Consider the following 16,712-nt stretch of genomic DNA (forward strand, 5'->3'; position numbering starts at 1 on the left):
TCCGGCACCGTTTCCTCCCATGGCCGATTCCCTCCCCCTGCTGTTGCGCGCCGCCCGTGGCGAGCAGGTGGAGCGTCCGCCTGTCTGGATGATGCGCCAGGCCGGTCGCTACATGAAGGTGTACCGCGACCTGCGCGATCGCCATCCGGGCTTCAGGGAGCGATCCGAAAACGCCGACCTCTCCTACGAGATCTCGATGCAGCCCTTCCGGGCCTTCCAGCCCGATGGCGTGATCCTGTTCTCCGACATCCTCACGCCGCTGCCCGGGATCGGCATCGACTTCGACATCATCGAGAGCAAGGGACCGATCATCGATCCCCCGATCCGCAGCCAGGCCCAGGTGGATGCCTTGCGGCAACTGAATCCGGCTGAAGCCCTGCCCTTCGTGGGGGAGGTGCTCAGCCGCCTCAGGCAGAGCGTCGGCAACCAGGCGGCGGTGCTTGGTTTCGTCGGCGCCCCCTGGACCCTCGCCGCCTACGCGGTGGAAGGTAGGAGCAGCAAGAACTACGCCGTGATCAAGGCGATGGCCTTCCAGGAGCCCGCCCTGCTGCATCAGCTGCTCGGTCACCTGGCCGATTCGATCGCCACCTACGTGCGCTTCCAGATTGACAGTGGCGCCCAGGTGGTGCAGCTGTTCGACTCCTGGGCCGGCCAGCTCAGCCCGATCGACTACGACGTCTTCGCGGCCCCTTACCAGAAACGGGTGGTGGATCAGGTCAAGGCCACCCACCCCGACACGCCGCTGATCCTCTACATCTCCGGCAGCGCCGGGGTGCTGGAGCGGATGGCAAGAACCGGTGTCGATTTCATCTCGCTCGACTGGACCGTGGACATGGCCGACGGCATCGCCAGGTTGCCAGAGCACCTTGGGGTGCAGGGCAATGTGGATCCAGGGCTGCTGTTCGGCACGCCCGAGGCGATCCGGGCCCGCGTGGTGGACACCGTGCGCAAGGCCCGCGGCCGCCGCCACATCCTCAACCTCGGCCACGGCATCCTGCCCGGCACGCCTGAGTGCAACGCCCAGGCGTTCTTCGAAGCGGGCAAGTCGGTGAACGAGCTGATCGGAGCGGCTGTTTGACGGCACCGACCAGGGTCCTGATCACCGGGGCCAGTGGCTGTGTCGGCCAGGCGATCGCCCAGCAGCTGTATCACGGCTCCAACGTGGAGCTGCTGCTCTGGCTGCGGGATCCGGCCAAGCTCACCGCCGTGCCCCGCCACGATCCCCGGATCACCCTGTTGGTGGGTGATCTGCGCGATCAGCAACCCCACGCCGCCGCGATCGCCTCGGCCGATCGGATCATTCACACCGCCACCGCCTGGGGTGATCCGGAGCGGGCCCACCAGGTGAACGTGGTGGCGGTCAAGGAGCTGCTCGCTCGCACCGATCCGCAGCGGCTGGAGCAGGTGATCTACTTCTCCACGGCCAGCATTCTCGATCGCCATCTGCAGCTGCTGCCCGAAGCGGCGGCCTACGGCACCGAGTACATCCAGACGAAGGCTCTCTGCCTGCAGCAACTGGAGGTCCACCCCATGGCCGAGCGGATCGTGGCCGTCTTTCCCACCCTGGTGTTCGGCGGAACGGTGCAGCCGGGTGGAGCGTTGCCCGCCAGCTATCTCACCGCCGGGCTCAAGGAGGTGGTGCGCTGGCTGTGGCTGGCCCGCTGGTTGAAGGCTGAGGCCAGCTTCCATTTCATCCATGCCGAGGACATCGCCCGGGTGTGTGTGAACCTGGCGCTCCAACCGCACCGGGCCAACCCGGAACCCGGCCAGGGATCGGTGCGTCGCCTGGTGCTCGGCCAGCCAGCGGTCACCGTCGACGACACCGTGACGCGGCTGTGCCGCTGGCGGCGGATCCGAAGGCCCTGGTTTGCGATCCCCCTCAGTGGCTGGTTGATCAATGCCCTGATCAAGGTGCTGCCGATCGAGCTCAATGACTGGGATCGCTTCAGCATCCAGCAACGCCACTTCGTGCATGAGCCGATCAGTCCGCCGGAGCGGTTCGGCCTGGTGAGCCTCGCCCCCACGCTCGAGCTGGCCTTTGAAACCGCGGGGTTGCCCCAGCGGGATGGGCAACGCTGAAGCGGGAGCGATTCCTATGGTTGGCGTCAGCGTTCTCTGACACCATGCACCGCTTCCGACCGATGGCCTGCCTGCTCCGCTGCGGGCTGCTGCTCTGGCTCGTGCTGATCACGGCCCTTCCGGCGCAAGCCGCCATTCTGGAAGTGAAGCTCGGCACCGATGGCGGCATGCTCGCCTTTGAACCCAGCAGCCTCACGATCGCCCGGGGCGACACCGTCCGCTTCGTGAACAACCGCCTGGCTCCCCACAACGCCGTCTTCGATGGCCACGAGGAACTGAGCCACACCGCACTGGTTTTCGCCGAGGGCGAAAGCTGGGAGGAAACCTTCGCGGAGCCCGGCACCTTCACCTACTGGTGTGAGCCGCACCGCGGGGCGGGAATGGTGGGCAGGGTGATTGTGCAGTGAAGCTGTTGATCAGCCCCCCTGGCCAGCGAGGGTTACGAGATTGTTTCGATCCTGGCCATTCGTACTTCCCGCTGGCAGGGGAGGCTTCTAGCTTTGTCGGGTTGCCCGTTTTTTCGATGCGCCGCCTGATCAGCTTCTTCGCCCTCTGCCTCGCTTTTCTGCTGGGGGCAGCACCCAGCTTCGCCGCCGATGCGGCCCACGGTGGCCAGGTCTTCTCGGCCAACTGCGCCGCCTGCCACATGGGTGGCGGCAACGTGGTCAACGCCGAGCGCACCTTGAAGCAAGACGCCCTGGAGGCCTATCTCGCCGATTACAGCACCGACCACGAAGCGGCCATCGCCATGCAGGTCACCAAGGGCAAGAACGCCATGCCTGCGTTCCTTGGCAAACTCACCGAAGCTGACATCTCCGACGTGGCCGCCTACGTCGAGGAAATGGCCGGCAAAGGCTGGAGCTGAACGGCAGCCATCCCGGCAGCCAGGCCCGGTCCAGCACTGATTCACCGGTTCAATCAGCTCCCGGCAAGGGCACCAAGCTCTGTCCTTGCTAAGGCTGCTGCTTCCCAACCCTGTCCTGATCGACAGGGTTTTTTGCTGGAAACTCCGCGCCGATCCGCCCCTCAGTCCTGGGAGCGGCGATGGGCGAGCACGGCGAGATAGAGGTCTTCCGGGACTTCGCGGATGTCGTATTCACTCGGCAACACCCCATGGGTGTGCTGATGAACCGCCATCCAGCAGTTGCGCTCCGGATCGTTGCCGGTGCCATCGAAGCGGCGTGATTGCTCCGCCAGCCGTTCCACCAGCTCCTGATCCTGCTCGTCGGCCATGCTTCAGTGAAGCCTGAACAAGACCCCATCATGATCGCGCGTGTGCTGGTGCTGGGCGCCTCGATGCTGATCGGATCGGCCGGCGCCCAGGCCCAGAAGAGCTGTCCCCTGCTGGTGCCCCGCGAGGAGGCGTTCCTGCAGCCGAAGCGCCTTCCACCGGCTCAGGTGCCGGCCAAGAACGCCGCCGGCTGCCTCTCCCCAGCCGATGCCATCTACGCGCCCGACGGCTGCCCCCTCAGGCTCTGTCCCAGGCCCACCCGAGGCATTGAACTCTGAGCGCTGGCAGCGCCTTAGAAGGCACCAACACAATCAAAGAGCCCGGCACAGCATCAACGGCAGCCGTAGACCGAAACCACATAGCTGAAGCCGGTGGCGTTGGCGTTGTATCCCGAGCCCACCTTGACGTTCACCTGGCTGACCAGTTTGCCGCCGAGGGAGGCGAAGGGACCGAACTGCCTGAACTGGCCGGGTTTGGCATCCAGGGTCTGATTCACCACCTGCAGATTCGTGCCGTCGCTGAACTTGAGATAGGCCTGAATCGGGTAGGGACCGGGCTTGCTGGAGGTGGACCTGAAGTTGACCAGATAGCTCCTGTACGGACGGCTGACGATGAAATCAGTGTTGAAATTGGTTCTCCCGAACGGGAACACCAGCGGGCCATCCAGCTGGATCGTTTTGCTGATGCTGGTGCCGCCGCCCACGGCATCGAGCAGCCCACAATTCGAAGCTGCCTGCGCCGGAATGCCAGTCAGCGCCAGCAGGGGAAGGGCGAGCAGGGTGGAAATGGGATGGAGGCGCATCATCGGGTCTGTGTCTGGGGTCGCCAGGGGAACCTATGAGAGGGCCCGGCGGTCGGTTCGGTTGGTTCGCCATTTGTTTCGGCAGGCCCATCCTGTGGAAACCAGGGAGCTCGCATACGGTTTTGAAACCTCCCCCATTGCCGTCATCCCGCCATGCATCCCACCGCCGAGCAGTTCACTGAAAAAGCCTGGGCTGCCGTGGTGGCGGCCCAGCTACTCGCCCAGAAGAGGCGCCATCAGCAACTCGAAACCGAGCACCTGTTCGCCGCCCTGCTGGCCGACCAGGGCCTGGCCGGTCGAATCCTCGAGAAGGCGGGGGTGAACCCCGACCTGCTCAGCCAGAAGGTGGAGGCTTTCCTGGCCGCCCAGCCGAGCCTCAGTTCAGCGGCTGAAACGGTCTTCCTCGGCAAGGGCCTGGGCACCCTGCTCGACCAGGCCGAAGCCCTCAAGCAGGAATTCGGCGACAGCTTTCTCTCGATCGAGCACCTGCTGCTGGCCCTGGCTGTCGATCCACGCTGCGGCCGCCAGCTGCTCACCCAGGCCGGCACCGACAAGACCAAGCTGCTGGCAGCGATCGAGTCGGTACGCGGCAGCCAGAAAGTGACCGACCAGAACCCCGAAGGCACCTACGAATCCCTGGAGAAGTACGGCCGCGACCTGACGGCGGCCGCCCGTGAGGGCAAGCTCGACCCGGTGATCGGCCGCGACGAGGAAATCCGCCGCACGATCCAGATCCTCTCGCGCCGCACCAAGAACAACCCGGTGCTGATCGGGGAGCCGGGTGTGGGCAAGACGGCCATCGTGGAGGGCCTGGCCCAGCGGATCGTCAACGGCGATGTGCCGCAGGCGCTGCAGAACCGTCAGCTGATCTCCCTGGACATGGGCGCCCTGATCGCCGGTGCCAAGTACCGCGGCGAATTCGAGGAGCGGCTGAAGGCGGTGCTCAAGGAGGTCACGTCCTCAGAGGGCCAGATCGTGCTGTTCATCGATGAGATCCACACGGTGGTGGGGGCCGGCGCCGCCGGTGGCTCGATGGATGCGAGCAACCTGCTCAAGCCGATGCTGGCCCGCGGCGAACTGCGCTGCATCGGCGCCACCACCCTCGATGAGCACCGCCAGCACATCGAGAAGGATCCCGCCCTGGAGCGCCGCTTCCAGCAGGTGTTCGTGGATCAGCCCACCGTGGAAGACACGATCTCGATCCTGCGCGGCCTCAAGGAACGCTACGAGGTGCACCACGGCGTGCGCATCGCCGACAGCGCTCTGGTCGCCGCCGCCGTGCTCAGCAGCCGCTACATCGCCGATCGGTTCCTGCCCGATAAGGCGATCGACCTGATGGATGAATCGGCCGCCCGGCTGAAGATGGTGATCACCTCCAAGCCGGAGCAGATCGACGAGATCGATCGCAAGATCCTCCAGCTGGAGATGGAGAAGCTGTCGCTCGGGCGTGAATCCGATGCCGCCAGCAAGGAACGCCTGGAGCGGATCGAGCGGGAGCTGGCCGAGCTGGGCGAGCAGCAGAGCGGCCTCAACGCCCAGTGGCAGAAGGAGAAGGGTTCGATCGATGAACTCAGCGCCATCAAGGAGGAGATCGAGCAGGTGCAACTGCAGGTGGAGCAGGCCAAGCGCAGCTACGACCTCAACAAGGCAGCCCAGCTCGAATACGGCACCCTGGCCGAACTCAACAAGAAGCTGGCGGCCAAGGAAACCGAGCTCAATGCCGCCGGTGCCGACAAGACCCTGCTGCGCGAAGAGGTCACCGAGGAGGACATCGCCGAAGTGATCGCCAAGTGGACCGGCATCCCGGTGGCGCGGCTGGTGCAGAGCGAGATGGAGAAACTGCTGCATCTCGAAGCGGATCTGCACGCCCGCGTGATCGGCCAGGAACAGGCCGTCACCGCCGTGGCCGATGCGATCCAGCGCTCCCGCGCCGGGCTCAGCGATCCCAACCGGCCGATCGCCAGCTTCCTGTTCCTCGGCCCCACCGGCGTGGGCAAAACCGAGCTGTGCAAAGCCCTGGCCGCCCAGCTGTTCGACAGCGACGACGCCATGGTGCGCATTGACATGAGCGAATACATGGAGAAGCACGCCGTCAGCCGCCTGATCGGCGCGCCTCCGGGCTACGTGGGCTACGAGGAGGGCGGCCAGCTCACCGAAGCGGTGCGGCGCCGGCCCTATGCGGTGATCCTGTTCGACGAGGTGGAGAAGGCCCACCCCGATGTGTTCAATGTGATGCTGCAGATCCTCGATGACGGCCGCGTCACTGACGGCCAGGGCCGCACGGTGGATTTCACCAACACCGTGCTGATCCTCACCAGCAACATCGGCAGCGCCTCGATCCTCGATCTGGCCGGTGATCCAGCCCGCCACGGCGAAATGGAGAAGCGGGTGAACGACGCCCTGCGGGCGCACTTCCGCCCCGAATTTCTCAACCGGCTTGATGAAACGATCATCTTCCACAGCCTGCGGGCCGAGGAACTGCGGCAGATCGTGGTGCTTCAGGTGGAGCGGCTGCGGCGGCGGCTGGAGGAACGCAAGCTCGATCTCACCTTGAGCACTGCGGCACTCGACTGGATCGCCACGGTCGGCTACGACCCGGTGTACGGGGCCAGGCCCCTCAAACGGGCGATCCAGCGCGAGCTGGAAACACCGATCGCCAAGGCGATCCTGACCGGCACGTTCCCCGAGGGAAGCACGATTGCCGTGGACGTTGAACAGGAGGGTGGCAGCCCGCGGCTGGCCCTGCGGCCCCATCGCCACCAGCCGTTGGTGAGCGTGTGAGCGAAGGAGCTGCTGACGCCAGCCTCGACGCCCTGATCGCGGCCCTCTCACTGCCTTCGGCCTATCCAGCCGCTGACTGGGAGGGGGTGGCCCCAGAGCAGCGGCGGGTGGAGGTGATTCAGACCCACATCAGCGTTGTGTTCCTGACCCCGCAGCGGGCCTACAAGCTCAAGAAGCCTCTGCGGCTCTGGGACCTGCTCGATTACAGCAGCCCAGAGCTCCGCCTGCACTGGTGTGAGGAGGAAGTGCGGCTCAACCGCCGCCTGGCGCCGGATCTCTACCTCGGTGTGAGCCAGCTGATCGGACCCCGGGGACCTGAACCCGTGGTGGTGATGCGTCGCTTCGCCGCCGCCGACACCCTCCAGGCCCGGCTGGCGGCAGGACAGGTCGGTCCGGAAACGCTGCGGGCCGTGGGCAGCCGCATCGCCGCCTTTCACCGCCAGCATCTCCTCACGGCCGCCAGGTCCACCAGCCTGCTCAAAGACTTCAGCCGGGTGCTGCACAGCAATCTGCGCTCCACCCGCTCCTGTGTGCCGGCACTGGTGCCCGCCTCTGTGCACCGCCAGCTCGACCATCTTCTGGCCCTGGCCCTGCGGAGGCAGCGGCACCTGCTGCGGCAGCGGCTGGGAGCCGGCTGGGCCGTGGATGGCCACGGCGATCTCCGGCTTGAGCATGTGCTGCTGCTGGAGCCGATTGCCGTGGTGGATGGGGTGGAATTCAATGCGAGCCTGCGCCGGATCGATGCCGGCTCCGATCTGGCCTTCCTGGCCATGGAGCTCCAGGCGGCGGGCCACAGCGAGCTGATCGAACCCCTGCTCGAAGGCTATGGCCGGGCAATCGAGCCGGCCGTGTTTGCCCTGTTCTGCGCCTATCGCGCCCATGTGCGGGCCAAGGTGGCGGCCGCCACCTGCCTGGAGCCGGAAATCCCGGCCGCCCAGCGGCAGCAGGCCGCCCGGATGGCCCAGGCCCAGCTCAGCCTCGCCCTGGCCTATGCCGGCAGCGGCCAGACCCCGCCGGCTCTGCTGCTGCTGCGGGGGAGTTCCGGCAGCGGCAAGAGCCAGCTGGCCAGAGAGCTGGCCCCCTGGTTGCTGGCGGATCATCTCCAGAGCGACAGGATTCGCAAGCAGTTGCATGGGCTGGCGCCCCTGGCGCGGACTGTCGGCGCCGAGCGGGATCAGCTCTATGGCGCAGCAGCCCATCAACGCACTGAAGCGGCCCTGCTCGCCGCCGCCGCCGCCAGCCTCCGCCAGGGGCGCACCGTGCTGCTCGATGCCACCCATCTGGCTCGCTCCAGCCGAGCCCGGGCCGTGGCGCTGGCGGGCGAGCTGGCGGTTCCCTGGTTGATCCTCGATCTGCACACTCCCCAGGCCGTGATCGAGGCGCGCCTGGAGCAGCGCTACCGCCGCAACGACGACCCCAGCGACGCCGATGCGGTGATTCAGGCGGCCCAGCGGCTGGCCACCGATCCCTTGCTGCCGCAGGAAGCTGAGCGCACCCTGACGGTGCCAGCCGACCTCCCCGGCCAGACAGAGGCTGAAGGACCGCGGGTCGCTGCTCTGTTGATCGAGATCTGGTCTCGATTGATCGAGCCAGCCGGGCGATGAGTCAGTCGTTCAGCAGCCCGTCGATCCGCCTGGCGAGCTCCAGGTCGAGGCTGGAGAGGCCCCCGGTGTCATGGGTGGTGAGGTCGATCATCACCCGGTTGTAGATGTTGCCGAGCTCCGGATGGTGACCCATCGATTCGGCGATCAAGGCCACCTGGGTGAGGAAACCGAAAGCTTCCACAAAGGAGGTGAACAGCAAGCCGCGATGCAGCTTGCCGTTCACCACACTCCAGTCAGGCAGCTCGATCTCGAGTGCGGCGATCTCTTCGGCGGAAAGCGATTTGGCAACCATGGCGACTTGAGCCAGTCGGGATTCCAGCCTGGCAGAGGCCTGCCCTGATCCGTGCTGAGCGGGAGCAGGTCGGCAGGTCCATTCAGTCACTGGGCTCGGAGAGGTCGTGGAGGCGATCGATCATCAGATCCAGCTCCGTGTCGTTGTCGGGGTCGACTCCCTGGGCGCTGCGGCGCAGCACCTCGGCATTGAGCCGCTCACCATTGCGGCGGGCCAGCAGGGTCGAGGCGGAAAGGAGGGGGGCGGCAGGCTGCTGGGAGGGCGATGAATCCACCAGGCCGGCCAACCGATCGAGAGTGGGGGCCAGGTCGCTGAGCCGGGCGTTCAGCGCCCTGAGTTCCGCTTGCAGGGCGGCGATCTGAGCCGAGAGAACGGCCCAATCAGTGGCTGCCGGGCCATCGAGGGGAGCGCCACTGGGCTGCTGACTCAGCACCGACCGGGGCCCCATAGGCTTGGGTGATCGATCCGGTCACTTGCCCAGCCATGGAGCGTCGCGCCTGTCGTCATTGGTTCTCCATTCTCATCAGCCTGCTCGGGTCTGGAGCCATTCTGGCCACAGGCCCCGGGGCCCAGGCCCAGGAGGTGATCCCCAAACTTCAGGCCCTCTGCCCCCTGGGCTATGTGGACACCTTCAACGGCAAGTGCAGCACCCTCGGCGTCGTCAGCTACACCGTGGCACCGACCAACGGTGAAGCCTGCCAGTCGGGCTGGATGAACATCGGCGGTGGCTATTGCCGCCGCAAATGATCGGGCCTGCTCAACCGGGTGGATCCCAGCTCACCAGTCCAAGCCGCAGGGCAATCAGGCCCGCATCCAGCCGCGTGCGGGCCTTGAGCTTGCTCAGCACGGCCTTGATATGGCTTCGCACCGTTTCCACGGAAATGTGGAATCGCTGGGCGATTTCATGGGTTTCACAACCCTGCAGCATCGCTTCGACCACCTGCAGTTGCCGGGGCGTCAGCCGTTCCGGCTCACCATCGCCCAGGCCACGGCTGCTGCGCTGCAGCAGGGCGGCCACGGCCGTATCCATGTACACCCCGCCCGTGCCGAGCACGGCCTTGATCGCTGCAACCAGGGTGCCGAGACCGACGCGACGCTCCAGGCAGATGCCGTCACAGTTGGATTCAAGGGCCGCCAGCAGAACGTCAGGGGTGTCCCGCTCGAGCAGCAGCAGGCAGGCCAGGCGGGGATAGAGCCGTTTGGCCTCCCGGACGAACTGGCAGCCGCTGCCGGCCTCCAGGGGATGGGTCACGAACAGCAGATCGGGGAGCCGCCTGCTGAGCAGGGCCAGCCCTTCTGTCTGGCAGGTGGCAGCTCCGATCCACTGGGCTGGCTCGCCGACGGAATGGGTGATCAGGGTGATCAGCAGCCGGCGGCCACTGACGATCATCAGCGTTCGACCCCGGAGCAGCTCGATCGCCTCATCTCTGGCCTGGCCACCGGGCCCCAGCAGTGGGGTCATGTCCATGGACCAGGTCCTGAGGCATTTACGTTGATGCGATAAGCCCGGATGACAAGACCATGTCAGGAGATCCTGACATGGTCACGACGTCCCGGTCGAATCCTGGCGATCCCCTGCCGATCCCCGCGGCTGGTTGATCGGGACTGGGTCAGGAAAAGCGGCGTTGGATCAGTAGTAGCGCCGTGGGTTCTGGGAGATCGCCAGTTGCACCTCCACCAGGAAGAGCAGCAGGGCCAGGATCAGCGAGGCCATCGCCAGCACGAACACCGGCACCACGATCGCGGCAAGATCAACGGCCGCAACGGCGCTGATGAACAGCACCGCCACCACACCGGAAACCAGCAGGGCCGTGAACGTGGCGCAGAGGATGGCCCGATTGATCAGAAACAGGCGACGGCGTTGCACGGTCAGCACCGCCTTCAACTGCTTCGCCTGGGCGATGTTGCCCTTCTCCATCGCCTCCTGCAGAACGCGGGTGCGATCGATGATCCGACTCAGACGAGCCGTGAAGGTGCCCAGCAGGCCGCCGATGCCGGTGAGCAGGAACACCGGAGCAACGGACAGTTGAATCGCCCGGGACAGGCCGGCCACCGCTGTCGCATCAGTCAGGCTCATCGGCCCCTTGGCATGGCGGATCGTTTCAATGGTTGCAGCATCGGTCCAGGAGCAGCAACGGGATGACGAATCAGGCGAGGCAGAGGCTGGCAGCCCATGTCCGGGAGACCCGGCTGCTCGGCAGTATCCATGGAACGCTCTACTGGGATCAGAACACGCTGATGCCCAGCGCCGGCGCTGCCTGGCGGGGTGAGCAGCTGGCCCTGCTGGCCCGCCAGCTGCACGAGCGCCAGAGCAGCGCCGCCTACGCCGACATCCTGGCCGCCGCCGAAGCCGAGCTCGGAGCCAGACCAGCCACCGACCCCTGGCGACAGAACCTGGCCCTGCTGCGCCGGGACCTCGAGCGACAACGGCTGCTGGACCCTGCTCTGGTGGCAGCGCTTTCCCTGGCCAGGACGAGGGGTTACGCCCTCTGGCAGGAGGCCCGCAGCCAGGCCGACCATGCCCGCTTCGCCCCGGCCCTGGCCGAGCTGATCGCCCTGCGCCAGGAACAGGCCCGTCAGCTGGCCCCGGTCGAGCGCGATGCCGAGGGCCGGCCGCGCAGTTGCTGGGAAATCCTCGCCCAGCCCTTCGAGCCGGGGATCAGCAAGGCAAGGCTGGCAACCCTGTTCAAGCCCCTGGGCCAACGACTGCCCCCGCTGATCGAGCGCCATGGCCGACAGGTGTCGGCCATGGCGCTCGATCCGCACCAGGCGGTGCTGTCAGACACGGCGCAGGAGCGGCTCTGCCAGCAGCTTCTCCAGGAGTGGGGCTTCGACCCCAGCCAGGCGGTGCTGGCCCGCTCTCCGCACCCCTTCTCCACCACCCTCGGTCCGGCCGATTTCCGTATCACCAGCCGGATCGTGCCTGGCCAGCCGTTCTCCGCCTTTCTCGCCACCGCCCACGAATGGGGCCACTCCCTCTACGAACAGGGACTGCCCCGCCACGACCAGCAGTGGTTCGCCTGGCCCCTGGGCGATGCCACCTCGATGGGAGTGCACGAGAGCCAGAGTCTGTTCTGGGAGTGCCGGGTGGGACGCGGTGAAGCCTTTGCGCGGCGCTGGCAGCCGCGATTCCGTCAGGCGATCGAGCGGCAGACGGCCCGGAATGCCGGCCAGGCCGGCGCCCAGTGGCAGGACCCTGCCGCCTTCTGGCGCGAGCTCAACCCCCGACGACCAGGGCTGATCCGGGTCGAATCCGACGAACTCAGCTACTGCCTCCACATCCTGTTGCGCTACGAGCTGGAACTGGCGCTGCTGGAGGGTGGCCTGTCGGTGCAGGAGCTGCCAGCCGAATGGAACCGCCGCATGCTGGCGATGCTCGGCATCGCGCCCGGCAACGACGCCGAAGGTTGTCTCCAGGACGTCCACTGGAGCGAGGGCCTGTTCGGCTACTTCCCTTCCTATGCGCTCGGCCACCTGATCTCGGCCCAGCTGGCGGAAGCGATGGAGCGGGAGATCGGCCCGATCGAAGCGCGGCTGACGGCAGGGGACGACCGGGCCCTGCTGGACTGGCTGCGTCTGCACGTGCATCCGCTCGGCCGGAGTGTCACCGGCGAGGAACTGGTGCTGCGGGTGAGTGGGGCCCGGCTCGACTCCAGCGCCTTCCTCACCTACCTGGAAGCAAAGCTGGAGAAGCTCTCGAGTGGGCATCCGTAGGATCACGGCCGCACGTCCTTCCTCTGCTCTCGCCATGGCGAACATCGACCATGCCCCCAGCCGCACGATGCTCAACCTGCTGCATGTGCTGCCGGCTTTCGCCGATGAAGCCGAGCTGCGGCTGAACGCGATCATCGAGGTGAATTCGATGACGATCAACAAGTACGAACTGATCACCGAATCGGGCCAGCTCAAGCTCGATCGGGTCGGGTACTCCTCCCTGGCCTATCCATTCGCCTACGGCTGCATCCCCCGCACCTGGGACGAAGACGGCGATCCGCTCGACATCGAAATCGTCCATGTCACTGAACCGCTGGTGGCGGGCAGCCTGGTTGAGGCGCGGATCATCGGGATCATGACCTTTGACGATGGCGGCGAGGTGGACGACAAGGTGATCGCCGTGCTGGCCGACGACAAACGGGTGGAGCACATCACCAGCTGCGAGCAGCTCGGCGCGCAATGGCTGAAGGAAACCCAGTACTACTGGGAGCACTACAAGGACCTCAAGAAGCCCGGCACCTGCCACGTCAACGGCTTCTTCGGAACCGAGGAGGCGGTGAGGATCGTCAAGGCTTGCGAAGCGCGCTACAACAGCGAGATTGATCCCAAGCTCGTCAACTGACGCCCCCGTACACCTCCATGGCGATGAAGCATCTCTCTCCCCAGCGGCTGGTCCGTCTCCTCCCCGCCCTCGCTGTGCTGGCGCTTGGCACCGCCGCCCTGCCTGGGCGGACCGGGCAGAGTGCAACGCTCGTGACGCCTGCCCCGGTCCCCGCCGCTGTCACCCCGGCGAACCCCAGCACCGCCGCCGTCACCAGCACCAGGGAAATCGTGCTGGAACTCGGCAAGCGCACGATCAGCCTGCTGGACAACGGCAAGGTGATCGGCAGCTGGCCGGTGGCGATCGGAGATCCCTCCACCCCCACCCCCACGGGCAGCTTCAAGGTGCGCAACAAGGTGGTCAATCCCCAGTACCAGAGCACGGTCTCCGGCAAGATCAACCCCACCCGAGGGGCCCAGGGTCCCCTCGGTGACCGCTGGATCGGGTTCCACACCACCACCAAGGATCAGTACGGCATCCACGGCACCCCCACCGCCTGGGAGTGGACGGTCAAGGGTCGCGAGGCCGTTTCGCGCGGCTGCGTGCGGATGCTCACCCCCCATGTCCGGGCGCTGTTCGATCAGGTGGAGGTGGGGACTCCCGTCGTGGTCAAGCGCTGAGCTGCCGGGCCAGGGCCAGGGCCAGGCCGTCACGGCTGGCCAGTCCGCGCAGGGCCCCAATCGGCAGGCCATCGGCAGGCAGGCCGTGGGGAAGATATCCTCCAACCCCTTCCTCCACGGCGAACACAGGAACCTGGCGCAGGCCATTGGGAGTGAGTTGATCCTCAAGCCTGTCCAGCCTTGCCGTCAGGGGCAGCCAGACCAGATCGCTGCGGCGGCAATCGTTCACCCTCACGGCTTCCTGTCGTTCGATTCCAGCGCTGAGGCCCCGCTGCAGATCCTGCAGGGTGACCAGTGCCACAGCCCGGTCCGCCTCGACGGCGATCAGACAGTGGCCATGGACCTCGGTCAGTCGGGCCACCGCCGCCGCCGCCGGTGTGGCGGCCGGCAACACGAGGGGGACATCCGTCCCGAAAGCCTCCGACACCGGCAGGGCGGCCAGTTGAAGCCTGCGTTTCTCCTCCAGCGGGTCGGCGCCCAGCAGGCCACGGTCCTGGAAGCCCTGCCAGCGCTCGACCAGCAAGGCGCTCAGGCCGGTGGCGGCCATCAGGGGAAGCACGATGCGGATGTCATGGGTGAGCTCGAACAGCAGCAGCAGTGCGGTGAGCGGGGCCCGGGCGCTGCCGGCCAGCACCGCCGCCATCCCGACCATCGCGTAGGCGGGGGGTTCGGCCACGGGCAGATGCAGCCCACCCTCCCCCAGCAACTGGCCATAGCAGTTGCCCAGCACCGCCCCGAGAAACAGCGAGGGCGCGAATCCACCACCCACGAACCCGGTGGCATTGCTGAGCCCTGTGGCCAGCAGCTTCACGACCAGGAGGGCCAGCAGAGTGCCCAGAGCGATGCCCCCCTCATTGCCGAGCAGCGCTTCGATCGTGTCGTAGCCGACCCCGAGCACCTCGGGAAAGCCCAGGGCCAACACCCCGACCCCGAGCCCGCCGAGGGCGTTGAGCAGCCAGGGGGCGAGCCGGCCCATCTGGCGCTGCACCGGTCCGCTGCGCCCGGCCGCCAGCAGAGTCACCAGTGCCCAGGAGATCAGGCTCGCCACCACGCCAAGCCCGAGGTAAAGCGGTAACTCCAGCGGTGAGCGAACGTCATAGGCGGGCAGCCTGAAAATCGGTTCATCACCCAGGCAGAGCTGGGTGACCAGGGCCGAGCTGACCGCGGCCACCAGCACTCCCCGCAGGCTGGGGCGGCCGGGGATCGTGCTGTAGGCCCCTTCGAAGGCGAAGAACACGCCAGCGATCGGTGCCCGGAATCCGGCCGCCAGACCGGCCGCCACCCCCGCAGCCACCAGCGCCTTCTGGGACTCCGGCGAAAGCGAGCCGCGCTGGCCGACCCAGAGCCCGATGTTGCCGCCGCCTTCCACGCTCGGTCCCTCCGGTCCGAGCGATGCGCCACTGCCCAGACTGAGTGCGGCAGCCACCAGCCGCAGCAGCGGCAGCTTCGGTGCGGCCCGCACCATGCCATCGGCCATCGCCATCAGGCTGGGCAGCCCGGGGCCGAGATCCCTGGCGAGCTGGCGCAGCAGGCCAACCAGCAGCCCGCCCAGCATCGGCACCACCAGCACCGGCCAGGAGGAGAGCCAATTCACGGCGATGGTGGCTGCGGGCAGGGGTTCCGGGGGCGCCGGCGGTGGTGGCAGGAAACCGATTCCGCCCAGGCCGAGCTGCAGCAGGGCCTTGAGAGGTGTGCTGGATTCGGGCTCGGCGGGATTGAAGATCTCCACCGGGGTTTCGGGAGATCCCACCGTGCCCAGCACGCCCATCACCGTCTCCACCACGGTGCCGAACAGGAACTGGTTGATGTACCCGAGCAGGAAGTGGAAACCGACCACCGCCAGGCCGGTCAGCACCCCGACGAGGGCAGCCCAGGCGAGCAGGTTCCACTGAAAGGGAATCGCGCGGGGCTCGCTCTCCTGCTCAGCCACCGGAGGCGATGGAACCAGCTCAGTGCTCGCGGCCAACGGTTGCAAAGATCTCCTCCAGAATCTCTCCGGCGCCCTGGGCCCGGAGGCGCTCAGCGAGGGCGATGCCGACCGCTTCCGGATTGCTCTGATCGCCACTCACCTCATCACGGATCAGACGCTGGCCATCCAGGCTGGCGACCATGCCGGTGAGCACGAGGGCCTCGGCCTCAAAGCGGGTGTTCACGCCGATCGGAACCTGGCAGCCTCCCTCCAGTTGGCGGAGGAAGGCTCGCTCGGCCAGGCAGCGGCGGGATGAGGGAGTGTGCTCAAGGGCCTTCAGCTGGCCGATCACCTGTTCGTCACCACTGCGGCACTCGATGCCGAGGGCACCCTGCCCGACGGCATGAAGCGAGATCTCCGGGGCGATCCGCTCGTGGATCCGTCCCGACAGCCCGAGCCGCCCCAGTCCCGCCGCCGCCAGGATCAGGCAGTCATAAGCACCGGCATCGAGCTTTTCCAGCCGGGTGATCACGTTGCCGCGCACATCCTTGAACACCAGATGGGGGTAATGGTGGCGAAGCTGGGCCAGGCGCCGCAGGGAGCTGCTGCCCACCACGCTGCCCTCGGGCAGGGTGGCCAGGGATTTGTCGGCATGCCTGGCGTGCACCACCAGGGCATCGGCCGGGTCTTCCCGTTCGGTGATGCAGCCCAGCACCAGGCCATCGGGAAGATTGGTGGGCAGATCCTTGAGGCTGTGCACGGCGATATCGGCCCGGTCCAGGAGCATCTGGGCCTCCAGTTCCTTGGTGAACAGGCCCTTGTCGCCGATCTTCGCCAGGGCCACATCGAGAATCTTGTCCCCCTGGGTGGCCATCGCCTCGATGCTGATCTCCAGCCCCGGATGGGCCAGAGCCAGTTCATCACGCACCCAGTGGGTCTGCACCATCGCCAGCTGACTGCGGCGGGAGGCGATGCGCAGGGTGGAGCCAGCCATCAACTCAATCCTCAAACCGGCCAGTGGCCGTCCTACAGCCGCTCAGCCTAAGGACCAGCCGTCCACCACTCGCCCTGACCGGGAA

Annotated in this window: 19 protein-coding genes; 11 read left to right on the top strand and 8 right to left on the bottom strand. The window is 66.7% G+C overall.

What is annotated here, in order from left to right; genetic code table 11:
- Window positions 1-19 precede the first annotated feature (19 nt).
- The 4 genes from hemE to ACXMDY_RS04695 all read left to right on the top strand — a co-directional run bounded on the left by hemE (window position 20) and on the right by ACXMDY_RS04695 (window position 2,944).
- Complete coding sequence (hemE, locus tag ACXMDY_RS04680; protein WP_259700868.1) at window positions 20-1,078, top strand: uroporphyrinogen decarboxylase; 1,059 nt, start codon at window positions 20-22, stop codon at window positions 1,076-1,078.
- The gene (locus ACXMDY_RS04685; RefSeq protein ID WP_259700867.1) at window positions 1,075-2,079 is read left to right on the top strand and encodes an NAD-dependent epimerase/dehydratase family protein; all 1,005 of its coding nucleotides are present in this window, start codon (window positions 1,075-1,077) and stop codon (window positions 2,077-2,079) included. Before hemE ends, ACXMDY_RS04685 begins: the two co-directional genes overlap by 4 nt.
- A 62-nt stretch (window positions 2,080-2,141) precedes the next feature.
- On the top strand, window positions 2,142-2,486 hold the full coding sequence (gene petE / locus ACXMDY_RS04690) for a plastocyanin (protein WP_259700922.1): 345 nt from the start codon (window positions 2,142-2,144) through the stop codon (window positions 2,484-2,486).
- A 116-nt stretch (window positions 2,487-2,602) separates the two neighbouring features.
- Window positions 2,603-2,944 (top strand): c-type cytochrome, encoded by a 342-nt coding sequence (locus tag ACXMDY_RS04695; RefSeq protein WP_259700866.1) that lies wholly within the window; start codon window positions 2,603-2,605, stop codon window positions 2,942-2,944.
- Window positions 2,945-3,105: 161 nt separating this feature from the next.
- Here the strand turns inward: ACXMDY_RS04695 and ACXMDY_RS04700 are convergent, their stop codons facing one another.
- Window positions 3,106-3,312 (bottom strand): hypothetical protein, encoded by a 207-nt coding sequence (locus ACXMDY_RS04700; protein WP_259700865.1) that lies wholly within the window; start codon window positions 3,310-3,312, stop codon window positions 3,106-3,108.
- Between the two features lie 30 nt (window positions 3,313-3,342).
- Between ACXMDY_RS04700 and ACXMDY_RS04705 the strand changes: the two genes are divergently transcribed.
- Window positions 3,343-3,588 carry a hypothetical protein gene (locus ACXMDY_RS04705; protein ID WP_259700864.1) on the top strand — a complete coding sequence of 82 codons (246 nt, stop codon included), beginning with the start codon at window positions 3,343-3,345 and terminating at the stop codon, window positions 3,586-3,588.
- A 53-nt stretch (window positions 3,589-3,641) separates the two neighbouring features.
- On the opposite strand, the gene ACXMDY_RS04710 is transcribed toward ACXMDY_RS04705, so the two are convergent.
- Window positions 3,642-4,115, bottom strand: a complete 474-nt coding sequence (locus ACXMDY_RS04710; protein WP_259700863.1) for a hypothetical protein — start codon at window positions 4,113-4,115, stop codon at window positions 3,642-3,644.
- Between the two features lie 150 nt (window positions 4,116-4,265).
- Between ACXMDY_RS04710 and clpB the strand changes: the two genes are divergently transcribed.
- Window positions 4,266-6,893, top strand: a complete 2,628-nt coding sequence (clpB, locus tag ACXMDY_RS04715) for an ATP-dependent chaperone ClpB (protein WP_259700862.1) — start codon at window positions 4,266-4,268, stop codon at window positions 6,891-6,893.
- Window positions 6,890-8,497: a bifunctional aminoglycoside phosphotransferase/ATP-binding protein gene (locus ACXMDY_RS04720; protein ID WP_259700861.1), complete on the top strand. Its 1,608-nt coding sequence runs from the start codon at window positions 6,890-6,892 to the stop codon at window positions 8,495-8,497. The genes clpB and ACXMDY_RS04720 overlap by 4 nt, the downstream gene beginning before the upstream one ends.
- A gap of 1 nt (window position 8,498) precedes the next feature.
- On the opposite strand, the gene ACXMDY_RS04725 is transcribed toward ACXMDY_RS04720, so the two are convergent.
- Together ACXMDY_RS04725 and ACXMDY_RS04730 are read right to left on the bottom strand one after the other, a co-directional pair.
- Complete coding sequence (locus tag ACXMDY_RS04725; RefSeq protein WP_259700860.1) at window positions 8,499-8,789, bottom strand: 4a-hydroxytetrahydrobiopterin dehydratase; 291 nt, start codon at window positions 8,787-8,789, stop codon at window positions 8,499-8,501.
- A gap of 82 nt (window positions 8,790-8,871) precedes the next feature.
- The gene (locus ACXMDY_RS04730; RefSeq protein ID WP_457767409.1) at window positions 8,872-9,237 is read right to left on the bottom strand and encodes a hypothetical protein; all 366 of its coding nucleotides are present in this window, start codon (window positions 9,235-9,237) and stop codon (window positions 8,872-8,874) included.
- Between the two features lie 35 nt (window positions 9,238-9,272).
- On the opposite strand from ACXMDY_RS04730, the gene ACXMDY_RS04735 reads away from it, so the two are divergent.
- Complete coding sequence (locus tag ACXMDY_RS04735; RefSeq protein WP_259700858.1) at window positions 9,273-9,536, top strand: hypothetical protein; 264 nt, start codon at window positions 9,273-9,275, stop codon at window positions 9,534-9,536.
- Between the two features lie 10 nt (window positions 9,537-9,546).
- On the opposite strand, the gene ACXMDY_RS04740 is transcribed toward ACXMDY_RS04735, so the two are convergent.
- On the bottom strand, window positions 9,547-10,257 hold the full coding sequence (locus ACXMDY_RS04740; RefSeq protein ID WP_259700857.1) for a helix-turn-helix transcriptional regulator: 711 nt from the start codon (window positions 10,255-10,257) through the stop codon (window positions 9,547-9,549).
- Between the two features lie 162 nt (window positions 10,258-10,419).
- Window positions 10,420-10,866 carry a DUF2721 domain-containing protein gene (locus tag ACXMDY_RS04745; protein WP_259700856.1) on the bottom strand — a complete coding sequence of 149 codons (447 nt, stop codon included), beginning with the start codon at window positions 10,864-10,866 and terminating at the stop codon, window positions 10,420-10,422.
- A 62-nt stretch (window positions 10,867-10,928) separates the two neighbouring features.
- Between ACXMDY_RS04745 and ACXMDY_RS04750 the strand changes: the two genes are divergently transcribed.
- Genes ACXMDY_RS04750 through ACXMDY_RS04760 form a run of 3 tightly spaced genes read left to right on the top strand, consistent with a single transcriptional unit; the run spans window position 10,929 to window position 13,724 of the window.
- On the top strand, window positions 10,929-12,503 hold the full coding sequence (locus tag ACXMDY_RS04750; RefSeq protein ID WP_457767410.1) for a carboxypeptidase M32: 1,575 nt from the start codon (window positions 10,929-10,931) through the stop codon (window positions 12,501-12,503).
- A 34-nt stretch (window positions 12,504-12,537) separates the two neighbouring features.
- The gene (locus tag ACXMDY_RS04755) at window positions 12,538-13,125 is read left to right on the top strand and encodes an inorganic diphosphatase (protein WP_259701326.1); all 588 of its coding nucleotides are present in this window, start codon (window positions 12,538-12,540) and stop codon (window positions 13,123-13,125) included.
- A 17-nt stretch (window positions 13,126-13,142) separates the two neighbouring features.
- Window positions 13,143-13,724: a L,D-transpeptidase gene (locus ACXMDY_RS04760; RefSeq protein ID WP_259701325.1), complete on the top strand. Its 582-nt coding sequence runs from the start codon at window positions 13,143-13,145 to the stop codon at window positions 13,722-13,724.
- On the opposite strand, the gene ACXMDY_RS04765 is transcribed toward ACXMDY_RS04760, so the two are convergent.
- Both ACXMDY_RS04765 and hemC read right to left on the bottom strand, forming a co-directional pair.
- Window positions 13,714-15,690, bottom strand: a complete 1,977-nt coding sequence (locus tag ACXMDY_RS04765) for a chloride channel protein (RefSeq protein WP_259701324.1) — start codon at window positions 15,688-15,690, stop codon at window positions 13,714-13,716. The genes ACXMDY_RS04760 and ACXMDY_RS04765 overlap by 11 nt on opposite strands.
- The gene (gene hemC / locus ACXMDY_RS04770) at window positions 15,674-16,627 is read right to left on the bottom strand and encodes a hydroxymethylbilane synthase (protein ID WP_259701323.1); all 954 of its coding nucleotides are present in this window, start codon (window positions 16,625-16,627) and stop codon (window positions 15,674-15,676) included. The genes ACXMDY_RS04765 and hemC overlap by 17 nt, the downstream gene beginning before the upstream one ends.
- Window positions 16,628-16,712 lie beyond the last annotated feature (85 nt).

It is taken from the genome of Cyanobium sp. ULC082, assembly GCF_977927535.1.

Coding starts and splice junctions, on each gene's coding strand:
- ACXMDY_RS04725 (WP_259700860.1), bottom strand. CDS start 8,789: ATGGTTGCCAAATCGCTTTCCGCCGAAGAGATCGCCGCACTCGAGATC.
- ACXMDY_RS04760 (WP_259701325.1), top strand. CDS start 13,143: ATGGCGATGAAGCATCTCTCTCCCCAGCGGCTGGTCCGTCTCCTCCCC.
- ACXMDY_RS04710 (WP_259700863.1), bottom strand. CDS start 4,115: ATGATGCGCCTCCATCCCATTTCCACCCTGCTCGCCCTTCCCCTGCTG.
- hemC (WP_259701323.1), bottom strand. CDS start 16,627: ATGGCTGGCTCCACCCTGCGCATCGCCTCCCGCCGCAGTCAGCTGGCG.
- ACXMDY_RS04740 (WP_259700857.1), bottom strand. CDS start 10,257: ATGGACATGACCCCACTGCTGGGGCCCGGTGGCCAGGCCAGAGATGAG.
- hemE (WP_259700868.1), top strand. CDS start 20: ATGGCCGATTCCCTCCCCCTGCTGTTGCGCGCCGCCCGTGGCGAGCAG.
- petE (WP_259700922.1), top strand. CDS start 2,142: ATGGCCTGCCTGCTCCGCTGCGGGCTGCTGCTCTGGCTCGTGCTGATC.
- ACXMDY_RS04730 (WP_457767409.1), bottom strand. CDS start 9,237: ATGGGGCCCCGGTCGGTGCTGAGTCAGCAGCCCAGTGGCGCTCCCCTC.
- ACXMDY_RS04745 (WP_259700856.1), bottom strand. CDS start 10,866: ATGAGCCTGACTGATGCGACAGCGGTGGCCGGCCTGTCCCGGGCGATT.
- ACXMDY_RS04750 (WP_457767410.1), top strand. CDS start 10,929: ATGACGAATCAGGCGAGGCAGAGGCTGGCAGCCCATGTCCGGGAGACC.
- clpB (WP_259700862.1), top strand. CDS start 4,266: ATGCATCCCACCGCCGAGCAGTTCACTGAAAAAGCCTGGGCTGCCGTG.
- ACXMDY_RS04735 (WP_259700858.1), top strand. CDS start 9,273: ATGGAGCGTCGCGCCTGTCGTCATTGGTTCTCCATTCTCATCAGCCTG.
- ACXMDY_RS04755 (WP_259701326.1), top strand. CDS start 12,538: ATGGCGAACATCGACCATGCCCCCAGCCGCACGATGCTCAACCTGCTG.
- ACXMDY_RS04695 (WP_259700866.1), top strand. CDS start 2,603: ATGCGCCGCCTGATCAGCTTCTTCGCCCTCTGCCTCGCTTTTCTGCTG.
- ACXMDY_RS04700 (WP_259700865.1), bottom strand. CDS start 3,312: ATGGCCGACGAGCAGGATCAGGAGCTGGTGGAACGGCTGGCGGAGCAA.
- ACXMDY_RS04705 (WP_259700864.1), top strand. CDS start 3,343: ATGATCGCGCGTGTGCTGGTGCTGGGCGCCTCGATGCTGATCGGATCG.